Source organism: Nocardia sp. NPDC004718 (assembly GCF_053601535.1).
Window position 1 is genome coordinate 1 of record NZ_JBSGCA010000064.1, and the last position, 15,584, is coordinate 15,584.

At 66.7% G+C, this 15,584-nt stretch carries 16 protein-coding genes; 6 read left to right on the forward strand and 10 right to left on the reverse strand.

Annotation, left to right across the window (positions count from 1 at the left end):
• The first annotated feature begins 98 nt into the window (after positions 1 to 98).
• A complete protein-coding gene (locus ACWEH3_RS31415) occupies positions 99 to 1,031 on the forward strand; it encodes an alpha/beta fold hydrolase (protein WP_450023925.1) in 933 nt (310 codons plus the stop codon).
• 191 nt (positions 1,032 to 1,222) lie between these two features.
• Positions 1,223 to 1,873 (forward strand): hypothetical protein, encoded by a 651-nt coding sequence (locus ACWEH3_RS31420; protein ID WP_450023923.1) that lies wholly within the window; start codon positions 1,223 to 1,225, stop codon positions 1,871 to 1,873.
• 375 nt (positions 1,874 to 2,248) lie between these two features.
• On the opposite strand, the gene ACWEH3_RS31425 is transcribed toward ACWEH3_RS31420, so the two are convergent.
• The 8 genes from ACWEH3_RS31425 to hppD all read right to left on the reverse strand — a co-directional run bounded on the left by ACWEH3_RS31425 (position 2,249) and on the right by hppD (position 9,954).
• On the reverse strand, positions 2,249 to 2,731 hold the full coding sequence (locus ACWEH3_RS31425) for a hypothetical protein (RefSeq protein WP_450023921.1): 483 nt from the start codon (positions 2,729 to 2,731) through the stop codon (positions 2,249 to 2,251).
• A 104-nt stretch (positions 2,732 to 2,835) separates the two neighbouring features.
• Complete coding sequence (gene tuf, locus ACWEH3_RS31430; RefSeq protein WP_067809956.1) at positions 2,836 to 4,026, reverse strand: elongation factor Tu; 1,191 nt, start codon at positions 4,024 to 4,026, stop codon at positions 2,836 to 2,838.
• Between the two features lie 98 nt (positions 4,027 to 4,124).
• On the reverse strand, positions 4,125 to 6,227 hold the full coding sequence (gene fusA / locus ACWEH3_RS31435) for an elongation factor G (RefSeq protein WP_450023918.1): 2,103 nt from the start codon (positions 6,225 to 6,227) through the stop codon (positions 4,125 to 4,127).
• A gap of 136 nt (positions 6,228 to 6,363) precedes the next feature.
• Positions 6,364 to 6,834 carry a 30S ribosomal protein S7 gene (rpsG, locus tag ACWEH3_RS31440; RefSeq protein WP_014353063.1) on the reverse strand — a complete coding sequence of 157 codons (471 nt, stop codon included), beginning with the start codon at positions 6,832 to 6,834 and terminating at the stop codon, positions 6,364 to 6,366.
• Between the two features lies 1 nt (position 6,835).
• The gene (gene rpsL, locus ACWEH3_RS31445; RefSeq protein WP_039801925.1) at positions 6,836 to 7,210 is read right to left on the reverse strand and encodes a 30S ribosomal protein S12; all 375 of its coding nucleotides are present in this window, start codon (positions 7,208 to 7,210) and stop codon (positions 6,836 to 6,838) included.
• Positions 7,211 to 7,552: 342 nt separating this feature from the next.
• Entirely contained in the window at positions 7,553 to 8,110 is a 558-nt protein-coding gene (locus ACWEH3_RS31450) for a DUF3558 domain-containing protein (protein ID WP_450023916.1), read from the reverse strand.
• A 10-nt stretch (positions 8,111 to 8,120) separates the two neighbouring features.
• Complete coding sequence (locus tag ACWEH3_RS31455; RefSeq protein WP_450023914.1) at positions 8,121 to 8,648, reverse strand: DUF3558 domain-containing protein; 528 nt, start codon at positions 8,646 to 8,648, stop codon at positions 8,121 to 8,123.
• Between the two features lie 103 nt (positions 8,649 to 8,751).
• Positions 8,752 to 9,954: a 4-hydroxyphenylpyruvate dioxygenase gene (gene hppD / locus ACWEH3_RS31460; protein WP_355080023.1), complete on the reverse strand. Its 1,203-nt coding sequence runs from the start codon at positions 9,952 to 9,954 to the stop codon at positions 8,752 to 8,754.
• Between the two features lie 157 nt (positions 9,955 to 10,111).
• On the opposite strand from hppD, the gene ACWEH3_RS31465 reads away from it, so the two are divergent.
• The gene (locus tag ACWEH3_RS31465) at positions 10,112 to 10,636 is read left to right on the forward strand and encodes an Lrp/AsnC family transcriptional regulator (protein ID WP_450023912.1); all 525 of its coding nucleotides are present in this window, start codon (positions 10,112 to 10,114) and stop codon (positions 10,634 to 10,636) included.
• A gap of 11 nt (positions 10,637 to 10,647) precedes the next feature.
• Here ACWEH3_RS31465 and ACWEH3_RS31470 read toward each other — a convergent pair whose 3' ends face one another.
• Together ACWEH3_RS31470 and ACWEH3_RS31475 are read right to left on the reverse strand one after the other, a co-directional pair.
• On the reverse strand, positions 10,648 to 11,760 hold the full coding sequence (locus tag ACWEH3_RS31470) for a winged helix DNA-binding domain-containing protein (protein WP_450023910.1): 1,113 nt from the start codon (positions 11,758 to 11,760) through the stop codon (positions 10,648 to 10,650).
• Positions 11,761 to 11,777: 17 nt separating this feature from the next.
• Positions 11,778 to 12,752, reverse strand: coding sequence for an NADPH:quinone oxidoreductase family protein (locus ACWEH3_RS31475; RefSeq protein WP_355080029.1), 975 nt, complete (start codon positions 12,750 to 12,752; stop codon positions 11,778 to 11,780).
• 145 nt (positions 12,753 to 12,897) lie between these two features.
• Between ACWEH3_RS31475 and ACWEH3_RS31480 the strand changes: the two genes are divergently transcribed.
• The 3 genes from ACWEH3_RS31480 (at position 12,898) to ACWEH3_RS31490 (ending at position 15,368) form a co-directional block, all read left to right on the forward strand.
• A complete protein-coding gene (locus tag ACWEH3_RS31480) occupies positions 12,898 to 13,230 on the forward strand; it encodes a type VII secretion target (protein ID WP_355080031.1) in 333 nt (110 codons plus the stop codon).
• A complete protein-coding gene (locus ACWEH3_RS31485) occupies positions 13,227 to 14,360 on the forward strand; it encodes a transglycosylase SLT domain-containing protein (protein ID WP_450023907.1) in 1,134 nt (377 codons plus the stop codon). The genes ACWEH3_RS31480 and ACWEH3_RS31485 overlap by 4 nt, the downstream gene beginning before the upstream one ends.
• 222 nt (positions 14,361 to 14,582) lie before the next feature.
• Positions 14,583 to 15,368 (forward strand): acyl-[acyl-carrier-protein] thioesterase, encoded by a 786-nt coding sequence (locus ACWEH3_RS31490; RefSeq protein ID WP_355080035.1) that lies wholly within the window; start codon positions 14,583 to 14,585, stop codon positions 15,366 to 15,368.
• Positions 15,369 to 15,584: the final 216 nt, after the last annotated feature.

A 15,584-nucleotide genomic window follows, 5' to 3' on the forward strand; every position in this document is an offset into this window, starting at 1 on the left:
TCGGAGCCAAACCAACGGCAAGCAACCATCAGCTACACCCCACCGCTCTGGGCATCCAGGGCACCAACCCCAGACACCTACAAACTTAGGGAGCAACCGTGGACGAAACCACAGCCGCCGCGAGACCGAATCGGTGGCGGCATATCGGGCTGCTGATCGCCACCGCCCTGGTCGCCGTGCTCACCGGCTATTCGACCGGCACGGCGAACGCAGACATCGACGATTCGCACGAGCACACGGCGCACCTGCCGGGCGGAGACATACACGTCGTCACCGACGGAAGGCCAGGCGCTCGCGCGGTGGTGCTGCTGCACGGACTGGGCGCCTCGACCGCCTACTGGGATCCGGTGCTGCCCGCCTTGCGGGACCAGTACGTCGTGCGCATCGACCTGCTCGGCCACGGCAAGTCCGATAAGCCCGACAGCGGCTACAGCACGTCCGAACAGGCGAGCCGAGCCGGGGCCGTGCTCGATCAGCTGGGCGTGTGCCAGGCGATCGTCGTCGGGCATTCCTCCGGCGGCTATGTGGCCACTTCGCTGGCCGAACAGCGCCACGACCTGGTGTCGGCGATCATGCTGATCGACTCCGGACCCCGCCTGGACGCCGTCACCGACAACGGTCCGGTCGGCAACCTGCTGTTCGTTCCTGCGATCGGACAGCCGCTGTGGCCGCTCCTCCCGGATGTCGTGCTCCGGCAAGCCATGAGTTCCGCGTTCACCCGGGACGTGCGGATCCCCGACCAGTTCGTCACCGACCTGCGCGGGATGACCTACCGCAGTCTCACCGCGACCTCCGCCGCGTCGGATGACTACCTGCGGGAACGAACCGAACCGGACCGGCTCACCGACCTCGGCGTTCCGGCCATGGTGCTCTACGGCTCTCAGGACAAGCGATGGCAGCCGGACTCCTACGAGGACTACCGCCGCGTCCCGGGCATCCGGATCGAGAGCCTCGACTGTGGCCACACACCCATGGTCGAGGAGCCCGACGGCACCGGCGCCCTCATCCGTGACTTCGTCGGCCGGCACTGATCGTAGTTGTCGGCCACCTCGTCGTTGACGAGCATGGTCGCGTGTCCGTCGGTCGCCTTGGCGCTACACGTTACGTACCGGACTCACAGGAGAAGGGGGGTGAAATAGGCGCGGCGGCACTTTCGAGCAAATTCCGTCATCCCCTCAGGTGGCACGAGTTCGGTTGCCGCGCAACGGCTACTGTCTTCGCTATGCGGTTGGTGGTCTTGGTCGGTGTGGTGCTGATGATGAGTGCGTGTGCTCACAGCACGCCCGGCAATCCACGACCGGCGGCGGGCCGCGCCCCGTCGGCCAGCTCGACAGCACAGCCACCGCAGAACGGGTTGCAGGATCGGATCACCTGGGTGAAGCAAGGGTCGCCGGTCGATCTCGCGCCGTATCACTCCGCGGCAATCGAAGGGGGCCCGGTGACCGATTTGAAGGCCGACATCGCGTTCGTCAGCCCGACTCACAAGATCAGCTGCATCACCGGGACCGCGTACGATTTCGACGGGTTCGACTGCACGGTCGAACTGAAGGAACCGGTGCCCGCGCCGGGCGAGGGCTACGGCCAATGGTTCGGCGGATACGTGACCTACGCGGCGCACCGGTTGACGGTGGGCCAATTCCGCGGCGACCCAGGGCTTTTCATCAACGGTCAGGGCCGGACCTTGCCGTACGACAGCACCATCACCTTCGGCGACTACGCCTGCCGCCTCGCGACGACCGGCCTCACCTGCGTGAGCCCCACCCAGGGCACGGGCGTGCAACTGAGCAGCGAGGGCGTCGTCCCGCTCGGCTGCCTGCGCGAACTCCCGCAGACGGAGCGCGAACCGGCCGTCGGCCGCGCTTATGCCTGCTGAGCACCCGCCGCTGCAGCATCCAACGCTATTCCGTGGCCTTCGGATGGCCGGTTCCGGCGTACGTTATCCAGGTGGTTCGATGATCGTCATCGATCAAGTACCAGACTCTGCCCCCACTGGTGACTTCGTACTGCCAGCGCTCGAGAGTGGCGCCCTTCCACACCGCCGATCCCATCGAACCTTTGAGACGATGCTGCCGCTCCGGGTTCGCCGATGCCCTCGGATTCGCTCGGATCGCGTCGAACGCCCGACGAAGGTTGGCAGCCGCGTGCTGCGCCAAATGCTCCCAACCGGTACAGGCTTCGGTAGTCGCGAAACGGACTTCGAATTCTTCGCCGACCGCAGGGGGCGCGACGCGATCGCCCCGCTTCGGACTCATCCGGCCGACTCTTCCGACTCCGGCACCGGGACCGGCCCGAGATCGCCTTCCGGCTCACGAGTCAGAATTGCCAAGAGCGCCGGGTCGGCATAGATCTCAGCTGTGTGCCGCCACTGTGCCAGCAGCGTGGCCAGTGGAGCGAGGTTCTCCAGGGCCGCCGCACCCCGCGCTACCGCGACCAATTCTTCGAGAAACTGATCGAGATCCCCTGCCGGGAGGAAGGTCACCCAAGGAACAGCGTCCGGCAGGACATCCCGCACGGCCTCCGCACCCAGCCGACGCACCAGACCCGCGAGCAGTCGCGCCGTGAAATCGACAACTATGCCCTCGGCATCCATCTGCGATACCCGCATGAGTGCCAGATCGTCGGCATCGCGCCGACGCAGCCGCAATGCGCGCACGTCGTCCAAGAGCTTCGCGGTCACCGCAGGCTTGTGCAGTAAGTCGCTGAAAGGGACGACGTGGTAAGCAGCGCTCATGACATCCACACTACCTCGGATGTCAGATCCGCTGGAACAGGAGCCCAGAAACGCGAACGGCGCCGCCCCTTTCGGAGCGGCGCCGTTCCCAGCGATTCAGCGAATCACTTGATGATCTTCGTGACGCGACCGGCGCCGACGGTGCGGCCACCCTCGCGGATCGCGAAGCGCAGACCCTCGTCCATGGCGACCGGCTGGATCAGCTTGACGGACATCTCGGTGTTGTCACCGGGCATGACCATCTCGGTGCCCTCGGGCAGGGTCACAACGCCCGTCACGTCAGTCGTACGGAAGTAGAACTGCGGACGGTAGTTGTTGAAGAACGGGGTGTGGCGGCCGCCCTCGTCCTTCGACAGGATGTATGCCTGGCCCTCGAACTCGGTGTGCGGGGTGGTGGTGCCCGGCTTCACGACGACCTGGCCGCGCTCCACGTCCTCACGCTTCAGACCACGAACCAGCAGACCGACGTTGTCGCCCGCCTGGCCCTGGTCCAGCAGCTTGCGGAACATCTCGACACCGGTGACGGTGGTCTTGGTGGTCTTCTCGCGGATGCCGACGATCTCGACTTCCTCGTTCACGTTGATCACGCCACGCTCGACACGACCGGTGACCACGGTGCCACGACCGGTGATGGTGAAGACGTCCTCGATCGGCATCAGGAACGGCTTGTCGGTCTCACGAACCGGGTCCGGGATCGACTCGTCGACCGCGGCCATCAGCTCCAGCACCGACTCCGCCCACTTCGGGTCGCCCTCGAGCGCCTTCAGACCGGAGACCCGCACGACCGGCGCGTCCTCGTCGAACTCCTGCGAAGCCAGCAGCTCGCGGACCTCCATCTCGACGAGCTCGAGGATCTCCTCGTCGTCGACCATGTCGGCCTTGTTCAGCGCGACCAGGATGTAGGGCACGCCGACCTGACGGGCGAGCAGCACGTGCTCACGGGTCTGCGGCATGGGGCCGTCGGTGGCGGCGACCACGAGGATGGCACCGTCCATCTGCGCCGCGCCGGTGATCATGTTCTTGATGTAGTCGGCGTGGCCCGGGGCGTCGACGTGCGCGTAGTGGCGCTTCTCGGTCTGGTACTCGACGTGGGAGATGTTGATCGTGATACCACGAGCCTTCTCCTCGGGCGCCTTGTCGATCTGATCGAACGCGAAGCTCTCGTTCAGATCCGGGTACTTGTCAGCCAGCACCTTCGTGATCGCTGCGGTCAGCGTGGTCTTGCCGTGGTCGACGTGACCGATGGTGCCGATGTTGACGTGCGGCTTCGTCCGCTCGAACTTCGCCTTCGCCACTTCTTTGTCCTCCTGGACTTGTTGGTGCGTGCAATTGCAGCAGTGCGGGGTCATCCCCGCGGACAACGGGGAAAGGGTTTACAAACGCCCGGGAGCCATTACTCGCCGGTCGCCTTGGCGATGATCTCCTTCGACACGTTGGCCGGAACCTCCGCGTACGAGTCGAACACCATGGAGTAGTTCGCCCGGCCCTGGGTCTTCGACCGCAGGTCACCGATGTAACCGAACATCTCCGAGAGCGGAACCAGCGCCTTGACGACACGGGCACCACTGCGTTCCTCCATGGCCTGGATCTGACCACGGCGGGAGTTCAGGTCGCCGATCACGTCGCCCATGTAGTCCTCGGGCGTCGTGACCTCGACCGCCATCATCGGCTCGAGGATCACCGGACCGGCCTTGCGAGCCGCTTCCTTGAGCGCTTGCGCGCCCGCGATCTTGAACGCCATTTCCGACGAGTCGACGTCGTGGTAGGCGCCGTCGAGCAACGTGACCTTCAGGTTCACCAGCGGGTAGCCGGCGAGCACACCGTACTGCATGGCGTCCTGGGCACCGGCATCCACCGAAGGGATGTACTCCTTCGGCACGCGGCCACCGGTGACCTTGTTCTCGAACTCGTAGTGCGCGCCGTCCTCGCCGACGAACGGCGCAAGCGCGATGATCACCTTCGCGAACTGGCCGGAGCCACCGGTCTGCTTCTTGTGCGTGAACTCGAGCTTCTCGACCGGCTTGGTGATCGTCTCGCGGTAGGCCACCTGCGGCTTACCGACGTTCGCCTCGACCTTGAACTCGCGCTTCATGCGGTCGACCAGGATGTCGAGGTGCAGCTCGCCCATACCGCCGATGACGGTCTGGCCGGTCTCCTGGTCGAGCTTGACCGAGAAGGTCGGGTCCTCTTCGGAGAGACGCTGGATCGCGGTGCCCAGCTTCTCCTGGTCGGACTTGGTCTTCGGCTCGATGGAGACCTCGATGACCGGGTCCGGGAAGGTCATGGACTCGAGCACGATCTGGTTCTGCGGATCGCACAGGGTGTCACCGGTGGTGGTGTCCTTGAGGCCGATGACCGCGTAGATGTGACCGGCCGAGGCCGCGCCGACCGGGTTCTCCTTGTTGGAGTGCATCTGGAACAGCTTGCCCAGACGCTCCTTCTTGCCCTTGGTCGAATTGATGACCTGGGCGCCGGAGTCGACCTTGCCGGAGTACACGCGGACGTAGGTCAGCTTGCCGAAGAACGGGTGCACCGCGATCTTGAACGCCAGCGCCGCGAACGGCTCGTCGGCGCTCGGCTTGCGGGTGAGCAGTTCCTCTTCCTTGCCGGGCACGTGGCCGGTGGTGGCCTCCACGTCCAGCGGCGAGGGCAGGTAGTCGATGACCGCGTCGAGCATGGGCTGGACGCCCTTGTTCTTGAACGCGGACCCACACAGTACGGGGTACAGCTCGGAGTTGACCGTCATCTTGCGGATGGCGCCCTTGATCTCCTCGATCGTGAGCTCCTCGCCGCCGAAGAACTTTTCCAGCAGCGCCTCGTCGGACTCGGCCACCGTCTCCAGCAGGATCTGGCGGTACTCCTCGGCCTGCTCCTTCAGATCGTCGGGGATCTCGACGACCTCGTACTGCTCGCCGAGCTTCGTCTCGCCCCGCCAGACCTTGGCGTTGTTCTCGACCAAGTCGACGATGCCCTCGAAGGTATCTTCCGCACCGATCGGCAGCTGCAGAACCAGCGGCTTGGCGCCCAGGCGTTCGACGATGGTCTTCACGGTGAAGTAGAAGTCCGCACCGAGTTTGTCCATTTTGTTGACGAAGCAGATCCGCGGCACGTCGTACTTGTCCGCCTGACGCCACACCTGCTCGGACTGCGGCTCGACGCCTTCCTTGCCGTCGAACACCGCGACGGCGCCGTCGAGCACGCGCAGCGACCGCTCCACCTCCACGGTGAAGTCGACGTGCCCGGGGGTGTCGATGATGTTGATCTGGTTGTCTTTCCAGAAGCACGTGGTAGCCGCGGAGGTGATGGTGATACCACGCTCCTGCTCCTGCTCCATCCAGTCCATCGTGGCAGCGCCGTCGTGGACCTCACCGATCTTGTAGGTGATGCCGGTGTAGAAGAGGATGCGTTCAGTTGTGGTCGTCTTGCCCGCATCGATGTGGGCCATGATGCCGATGTTGCGGACCTTGTTCAGGTCGGTGAGCACGTCCTGTGCCACGGAAATCTTCCCCGCTCGTAGCTAGTTGGGATTATCGGGGACGACCCTGTGGTCGCCTCTATGTCAACGCCGGAAGCGGCCGGTGAGTGCCGCCTCCGGCTGTGCCTCCCGACCCAGACGACGGGCCGGGCAGACGTCACCAGCGGTAGTGCGCGAAGGCCCGGTTGGACTCGGCCATCTTGTGGGTGTCCTCGCGGCGCTTGACCGAGGCGCCGAGGCCGTTGCTGGCGTCGAGCAGTTCGTTGGCCAGACGCTCGACCATGGTCTTCTCCCGGCGCGCACGCGAGAAGTTGACCAGCCAGCGCAGGGCCAGAGTGTTGGCGCGGCCCGGACGGACCTCGACCGGGACCTGGTAGGTGGCGCCACCGACGCGGCGGGGCTTCACCTCCAGCGACGGCTTCACGTTGTCCAGCGCGCGCTTGAGGGTGACGACCGGGTCGGTGCCGGTCTTCTCGCGCGCCTGCTCCAGCGCACCGTAGACGATGCGCTCGGCGGTGGACTTCTTGCCGTCCAGCAGGATCTTGTTGACCAGCTGAGTGACCAGCGGCGAACCGTAGACCGGGTCGTTGATCAGCGGACGCTTGGGTGCGGGGCCCTTGCGTGGCATATCAGCTCTTCTCCTTCTTGGCGCCGTAGCGGCTGCGGGCCTGCTTGCGGTTCTTCACACCCTGGGTGTCGAGCGAGCCGCGAATGATCTTGTAACGAACACCGGGGAGGTCCTTCACACGACCGCCGCGCACGAGCACCATGGAGTGCTCCTGCAGGTTGTGCCCCTCGCCCGGGATGTAGGCCGTGACCTCGACCGAGCTGGTCAGGCGAACACGCGCGACCTTGCGCAGCGCGGAGTTCGGCTTCTTCGGGGTCGTGGTGTACACGCGGGTGCACACGCCACGACGCTGCGGGCTCCCCTTCAGGGCCGCGGTCTTCGTCTTGGCGACCTTGTCGCGGCGACCCTTGCGGACCAGCTGGTTGATGGTTGGCATAGACCGGCTTTCCTTATTAGTTAACGCGGTGTGTGGACTTGGTGTCTGTTTTAAGTTCGCGGCGTTCCCGGGGCCCTTCGTGGAGACAAGCTTCCACTTCGAGGCCCGTCGTTCACGCCGCTGTCATCGAGCTTTCACTCGCACGTCCGGCCACGTTTCTCGCGTCCCGAGGTCGGGCGTGTCGCGCGCGGCGCGGAGCCCTTATTCCGGGCACGCTGGATTCGTCGGCCGCTCTCGCTGGCCTACGGTCACGCACGAACTTGCCCGCATGCTTCCGGGCACAGCGGTCCACGATACCCGCGGCCGGGACACAGGGTCAAAGTGGGTCGGTTCGAAGATCGTCTACCTGGCCAGGTTCAAGGTCATTTCCATCAGCTTCTTGGCCGCGTCGCACGGGTCGGGATGCGCCGAGCCGGGCCGGTAGTTGATCCACCAGCCGATCACGCCGTTGTCCGGCGCACTCGCCGTCACGCCGCAGGAATCGGGGTCCTTCGGCCTGCGGATCTGCAATGCCAGCGAACTCTGGATGGTGATGTTGGTGGTCTCGTAGCCGAGTTTGTTGTTCGTCTGCTTCTCGTTGCTGAGCGTCCCGTTCTCGTACCAGTTGAGCGTGGCCATCCCGTTGCCGCCGGGCGCGCCGAGCAGATCCCACATGCACACCGCGCCGAAGAACGACTCGCTGACCGTGACGCCCTCGCCGACGGCCTTGCCGATCTGATCCTCGGACAGGATCATGCATTCGCGCAGCAACTTGTCCAGCCTGGTGTTGACCGGCTGGCTTCCGCCCACCGGCTGCGGCGAACCGGGCACCACCTGACTGCAGCCGCCCACGGACAGCGCCACCGCCACCGCCGCGGCGGCCGCCGCGCCTCGCCCGCGCAGGACTCGTCGCACGTTCATGCCCTCCCCCTCACTGCATCCGTTGCAGAGTCAACTCGGCGAGAGCGCGGCTGCGGTCGCACGGGTTGCCGGAGGCCGTGCTGAAATTCCCGATGTTCGTCGACCATTCGAAGAAGTCGTCACCGAGTTGCACGGCGAGATCGCAGATCTGTCCACTCGGATCCAAAGCGGCGAAACCCTCGCGCCCACCGACCTTTATCGGATCGGGCGCTCGGCCGTTCACGGTCACCCACGCCCGCTCACGCTCGATCGGACTCCCTCGATAGGAAGCGAAAGTGATACTGGCAGAACCGATGCCGGCCGACTGCCAATTGCAGCCGACAGCGTTGCGGAAGACGCCGGAGATCCGGCCGAGCCCGCCCAGAGTGCGCACCTCGTCGTCGGTCACGTGCCCGCACTCCCCGACGAACGGACCCATGGCCACCACTTTGGGCGCAGGCCGCGACGGACCGGGGTCATCGGAGTCTCCGCCCGAACCGCAACCCGCCAGTGCGAGCACCAAGGCTGTCGCGGTCACGACCGCCGACTTGATCCGCATGGCAAGAACTCTACCGATTGCGCGCCGGGCGGACCGTCCGGCGAACACGGCCGGGCAGCGCTGCCCGCGACAGCCGGGCGAGCCGTCGCGGCGCGAACTCCGATTACAGATTGCCCCGGGCTTGCTGTTCGCGTTCGATCGCCTCGAACAGAGCTTTGAAGTTCCCCTTGCCGAAACCGAGGGAGCCGTGGCGTTCGATGAGTTCGAAGAAGACCGTGGGGCGGTCGGTGAGCGGTCTGGTGAAGATCTGCAGCAAGTAGCCGTCCTCGTCACGGTCGACGAGGATGCCGCGCCGCTGGAGTTCTTCGACCGGGACGCGGACCCGGCCGATGCGGGCGCGCAATTCGGGATCCTCGTAGTAGGCCGTCGGCGTCTCCAGGAACTCGACACCCTCCCGGCGCAAAACGTCCACGCAACCGAGGATGTCGCCGGTGGCGAGCGCGATGTGCTGGACACCGGGGCCGCGGTAGAACTCCAGGTACTCATCGATCTGGGAGCGCTTCTTGCCGACGGCGGGCTCGTTGAGCGGGAACTTCACCCGATGGTTGCCGTTGGCGACGACCTTGCTCATCAGCGCCGAGTACTCGGTGGCGATGTCGTCGCCGACGAACTCGGCCATATTGGTGAAACCCATGACGCGCCGATAGAACTCGACCCACTCGTCCATCCGCCCGAGTTCCACGTTGCCCACGACGTGATCGATCGCCTGGAACAACCGATTGGGCGCGCCGTCGCGCCGCTGGTAGTTGGAGCGGCGGGCGACATAGCCGGGCAGGTAGGGCCCGAAATAGCCGGAACGGTCGACCAGGGTGTGCCTGGTGTCGCCGTAGGTGGCCAGCGCGGCCGAGCGGACCGTGCCGAAGTCGTCGGTCTCGTCGTGCGGTTCGACCAGGACGGTGGCGCCGTGGGTGCGCGCCCACGCCACACAGCGGTCGACGTCGGGCACTTCGAGCGCGATGTCCACCACGCCGTCGCCGTGTCGATTGTGATGGGCGGCCAGCGGACTGTCCGGGTGCACCGCTCCGGTGATCACGAAACGCGCCGCACCGCTACGCAGCACGAATGCCTTGTGGTCGCGATTGCCGGTCTCCGGACCGGAGTACGCCTCCAACCGCATGCCGAAAGCGGATTCCAGGAAGTGCGCGGTCTGGGTGGCGTTGCCCACCGCCCAGACCAGGGCGTCCCACCCGATGACCGGAAACGGGTCACCGCTGTTGTCGTGGTCCACCAGCCCCACCAGTGTGCGCAGCTCGCCGTCGCTGGGAACGGCGCCGGACCGGGTGTCCGGCAGGTGCTCGATGGTCATGTTCCAAGGAAATCGCCGGTTCCGTCGGCTAGGCAACAGCGCCAATTTCCGGTAGTCAGTGTGGCGAATTCGGCTAGGAAGTGGCGGGCCATGCTGGACAATTTGAATAGCATGAGCGGACCGGGCAACGAGCCCGGTGCGGCGAACGGAGGTCGTCATGGCGCGCACGTCGGCGAAGCTCGACGAACTCGATCTCGCCATCCTGTCCGCGATGCACGAATACCAGAAGGCGGGCATTCTCGAACTGTCCCGCCGGACGAGAGTGGCAAGGGCCACCGTGCAGTCCCGGATCGCGCGCATGGAGGAGTCGGGCGTGATCGCCTCCTACGACCCGCAGATCGACGTCACCGCGGCGGGGTTCGACGTGCAGGCGTTCGTCACGCTGGAGATAGCCCAGGGTGCGCTGGACACAGTGGCCTCCGAGCTCGACGCCATCCCCGGCGTGCTGGAGGCCTACGCCACGACCGGCACCGGTGACGTGCTGTGCCGGATCGGGGCAGACTCGCACGCGGGGTTGCAGGCCGTGCTGCTGAGCATCGACCGGACGTCCTCGGTGGTGCGCTCCCACAGCGTCATCGTGCTGTCCACCGTGGTGTCGCGCCGGGCGCTGCCACTGTTGCGCACATTGAGCCCGACCGGGACCACCAAAGCGCCCGCCTACCGACCAGCCCGCGAGCCGTAAGGCGACACCGATCAGGGGCGCAAGCCGGCGTGCACGTCGAGGATTTCCACGCTCCCTTGCTTGTCCGCCTCCAAGAAGGCGAGCAGAGCGTGCGCCTCCGCCTCGACATCCGCGCGCTCCGCCCCGGTCCAGTTCCGGGTCGGACTGATGCGGAGCCGGGCGGTGCCCGCGTTCGTGAAGATCTTGTACATGCCCGCGAGAAAGCCGTCGACGAGCACCGGCGAGACCTGAGCCGCGAAGGCGCGCAGCGGAGGGGCCGCGCCGTCGGGCACGATGCGGGTCCGATCCTGATGCGACAGCAAGGCGTTGTCGTACCAGCCGAGCAGCCGCACCGGGGCGGGAACGTCCGGATCGGCAAGTTCACCGTCGGCGACGTCGTAGAGCGTCCGACCGCGCTCGTCGGTGTAGGCGCGCACCCGGTCGCCCAGTTCCGCGACGGCCTGCTTCATCCCGGGCAACTTCGACCAGGTCTGCATGTCCATGGTGCTCGCCGGACCGAAAGCGCGCAGATAGCGGAAGATCAACTCCGCCAAGGGATACGAGGGGTCCAGCGGCGCGCCCAACCAAGGCTCGACCCGCGACCAGATCGGCCTGCTGTTGTCCTTCCACTTGCCGCGCGGCGGGGTCTGCAACACCGGGAGCTGGTACAGCCAGGTCTGCAGCACCGCGCCCGGGTCGCGGTCGGGGTACAACTCGGCGGCGCGGGCGCGCAGGTCCGCCGCGGACATCGGCTCGTCGGCGAGCGCGGCTTCGCCGTGCCCGCGCACCTCCTCCGGATCCAGCCCGACCATGGCGCCGTAGTTGAAACCATTCCGGAACGGCACTTTCTCCAGTTCCGGCTGTATGTGCGGCGCGATCCGCACCGCGTCGGGCGGCGTGACCAGGTGAATGGTGCCGCGCATCAGGGTGATCCGGACCAACGACCGGTCCTCCAGCGCGTCCGAGACCGTCACCGGATCGAAAGCCGCTACCCGGCTCCACAACGCGACGAACGGCGGCAGCGAATCCTGCGCCTGCAACCCGACGAGATGGTCGCACATCTCGTGCACCGTCAACCGCGAGCGCTCGAGTAGATGCTGGCGAGCCAGCAGGGTCCGGTTCAGTACCCGGTTGGACAGTTTCATGACGCGGCCGGAATGCCTCAGCGCAGCGTGACCACGACCTTGCCGGTGGCCGTCCGGTTGTCCAGCGAGGCGACCGCCTCCGCGGCCTTGTCCAGCGGGTACAGCACCGGCTCCGGCGGGGCGATCTTGCCGGAGGCCAGCAGCGGTTCCACCTCGGCCCACTGCTCCTGCAGATAGCCCGGATGCGACATCACCCACTCGCCCCACGCCGCGCCGGTCACCTCCACGTTCTTCAGCAGCAGCCGGTTGACCTTGACGGTCGGGATCTCCCCCGCGGTGAAGCCGACGACCAGCAACCGGCCCGCCGAGCCGAGCGACCGAACGCTGTCGGTGAAGCGGTCGCCGCCGACCGGGTCGAGCACGATGTCGACGCCGCGGCCTCCGGTCAGCTCCTTCACCGCCGCGAGCCAGCCGTCGGTCAGCACCACGTCGGTGGCCCCGTTGGCGCGCGCGACCTCGGCCTTCGCCTCGGTGCTCACCACGGCGATCACCCGGCCCGCCCCGAGCGCCGCCGCCATGCGCAGCGTCGAGGTGCCGATGCCGCCCGCGGCGCCGTGCACGAGCACCGTCTCACCTTCCGCCAGCCTGCCCCGGGTACGCAGGCAGAAGTGCACGGTGAGGTCGTTGAACAGAATGCCCGCGCCCGCCTCCAGGGAGACGTTGTCGGGCAGCCGGAACACCATCTGCGCGGGCGCGACGGCCGTCTCGGCCAGCGCGTTGCCCAGCATGGTCAGCGCGATCACCCGGTCCCCCGGTCGCACGTGCGCGTCCTCGGGCGCTTCCCGCACGATGCCCGCCACCTCGCCGCCCACGACGAACGGCAGTTCGGGTTTCATCTGGTACAGGCCGCGCGTCATCAGCACGTCCGGGAAGGCCACACCGGCCGCGTGCACGTCGATCACGACCCCGCCCGGGAAAGCCGCGGGCTCCGGAATATCCACGATCCGGATCGCTTCCGGGCCTTCCAGCTTGCTCACCTGGGCTGCGCGCATGTGCCGACCTCTCTGTCCTCGCACCGGCCTGATCCGCGCCGGCGCCACACCGACAACATAACCGGCGCGGTCCGACGACGCCCGTCCGGACGCCCGATTTTGCTATGCTGGCCGCGACCTCGCGGTCGGGAGGGAAGGGGGATTCATGGTCGAGCAAAACCAGTCGCAACCTGCGACGACGATGCAAGTCGATCCGGCGGCGCTGCGCTCGTTCGCGCAGACTCTCCGTACGGAGGCCACCTCGGTCGCCGACCTCGGCGGCGGCGAGAGTCTCGGCGCCGTCGTCGGGGCGCTGCCAGGCACCGAGTTCGGCCCTGCGGCCCAGCGCGCGAACGACGCCGCGCACCGCTGCCTGGAGCGGATCGGCTCGCGGCTCAGCACGATCGCCGACAATCTGCACAACGCGGCGGGCAAGTACGAGCTGGTCGAGGACGACTTCGCGGCGAAACTTCGCACCATAGGACTCCAGGTGCCATGACGCTCAGCATCACAGACGTCGAGAACTGGCAGCCGGAGCAGCTCACGGCGGCGGGCGCGCTCGCCGAACGGATGTCGCAGGGCCTGGACACCGCGGTCGGCAAGGGCGCGGACGACACGAAAGCACTCGCCGACGCCGAACAGTGGTCCGGTTCCGCGGGCGACGCCGCGAACGCCAGGATGCAGACCGAGAAGACCCGCGCCTCCGCGGTGAGCGCCGCCCTGCTCGAGCTGAAGACGGCGCTCACCACCCAGGTGCAGAACCTCACCGAAGCGAAAGCCAAGGTATTGAGCCTGCGCGACGACGCGCTGAACCAGACGCCGCCGTTCGACGTCGCGCCCAACGGCACCGTGGACGCCAAGACGCGCATCGACTATCTGCGCTCGCACGCGGACAAAGCCGACGTCGAAGGACTCGTCTTCCAGGAAGCACTACAGGCGGCCTCGCGGACGTGGGAGCTGACCAACGCCCTTAAGACCGCCGATGACGTGGCGAACCAAGCGAAGACGCAGGTCGAGAGCGCGGCCGGGAAACTGGAGGCGGCGTTCGCCGGGCTCGGCGAGCCCAGCGCGAACGTGCCCGCGGCCCCCACCGCGCCCGCCGCCACCGCACCGGCCGCCGCATCGGGGACACCCGTCGCCGCACCGTCGTCGCACCAATCGAGCCAGCTGACGTCCGGGCACCACAACTCCGGGTCGCCGCACGGCACCTCGTCGAGCACGCCGTATCACGGTGGTACGAGTTCGTCCGCGCCGTCGGGGCCCATGCCGACCGGTGACGTCGCGCAGTGGATCGCCGAGGCGAAGCAGAAGCTCATCGCGATGGGGTACGACCCAGCGCAGATCGATGAGCGGGCCATCGCGCTGATCATCGAGCACGAATCCGCGGGCAATCCATACGCGGAGAACCGCTGGGACAGCAACTGGGTGGCCGGGCATCCGTCGAAGGGTCTGATGCAGACCATCGACAGCACGTTCAACGCGTACAAGGCGCCGGGCCACGACGACGTCTGGAACCCGGTCGACAACATCATCGCCGGCGTGCGGTACTCGATCGACCGCTACGGTTCGCTCGGCAACGTCCCGGGTGTCGCCGCCGTGAACTCGGGCGGCGCGTACCAGGGGTACTGACCCCGCGCACGGCCATGCTCCACGCCCACCGAGCCCCCGCGACCGCGCATCGGGAGTCTTCGCGCGCGCAAGACCCCGTTTTTGCTGGCCCAGATCCCCGCAGACGGACTATTAAGGAGGTACGGGCGGCTCGACGCGAGGGTGTGACGTACGCCCCGTAAAGTCGTCACAACAGCACCGCACGAAGAAAACGCGGCACACCGTGCAGCGCGAGGAGCACAAGTGTCACTGGATCAGCCACTCGCCCCGCTTCCCGAGGAGGGCATGGGCTTTGCTTCGGCGTGGCCCATCCGGGCTGGCGATGTGGATCCCTACGACCGGTTGCGGTTCGACGCCGTCGCCCGCTACCTGCAAGATATCGCCTGGGAAAACCTGCACAGCACGTTCTTCCACCGGTCGGACCCGAACTGGATCGTCCGGCGCACCGTCATCGACGTCATCCGGCCGATCCTCTGGCCGGACGACGTGCAGCTGCTGCGGTGGTGCTCGGCGATGTCCACCCGGTGGACCAACATGCGTGTGCGGATCACCAGCGGAAACGGCGGATTGATCGAGACCGAGGGCTTCTGGATCAATATCAGCGAGTCCACCGGCATGCCCGCGCGGATCAGCGACGAGGGCCTCGCCTACCTCGCCCGCACGTCCACCGAACACCGCCTGCGGTGGCGGCCCTACCTGACCGACGCCACACCGCCGGAGTCGGACACCGACTTACCGTTCCCGGTGCGGGCCACCGATATCGACCAGTACAACCACGTCAACAACGCCTGTTACTGGCAAGCGGTGGAACAGTTCCTGGTCGAATATCCCAAACTGCTCGCGGGTCCACACCGCGCGGTGATCGAATACGTGGCGCCGGTGCTGGCACGCCAGCACGTGAGCGTGCGCAGCCGGTACGAACCCGGGGACCGGACCGGCCAGCCGGTGTTGCGGCTGTGGTTCGTGGTCGGCGGGACCACCACGACCGTGGTCCGCATCATGCCCATTCCCGCCTCTCCGAGCATTTAGGCTGTTCCGCCTCTCCGCGTCTTCAGGCCGTACTGGTCAGGGGCTCTGAGGTACGTTCAGGTCCTGCGTGGGGTGCCGCTCGGGTTTTGGGCGTACCCGAGGAGTTACCCATGTGCTTGCGAAATCAGTCGGCTGCTCCGCCTCTCCGCGTCTTCAGGCCGTACAGGTGAGGGGCTCTGCAGTTGCGTTCAGGTCTTGCGTGGGTGCCGCTCGGGT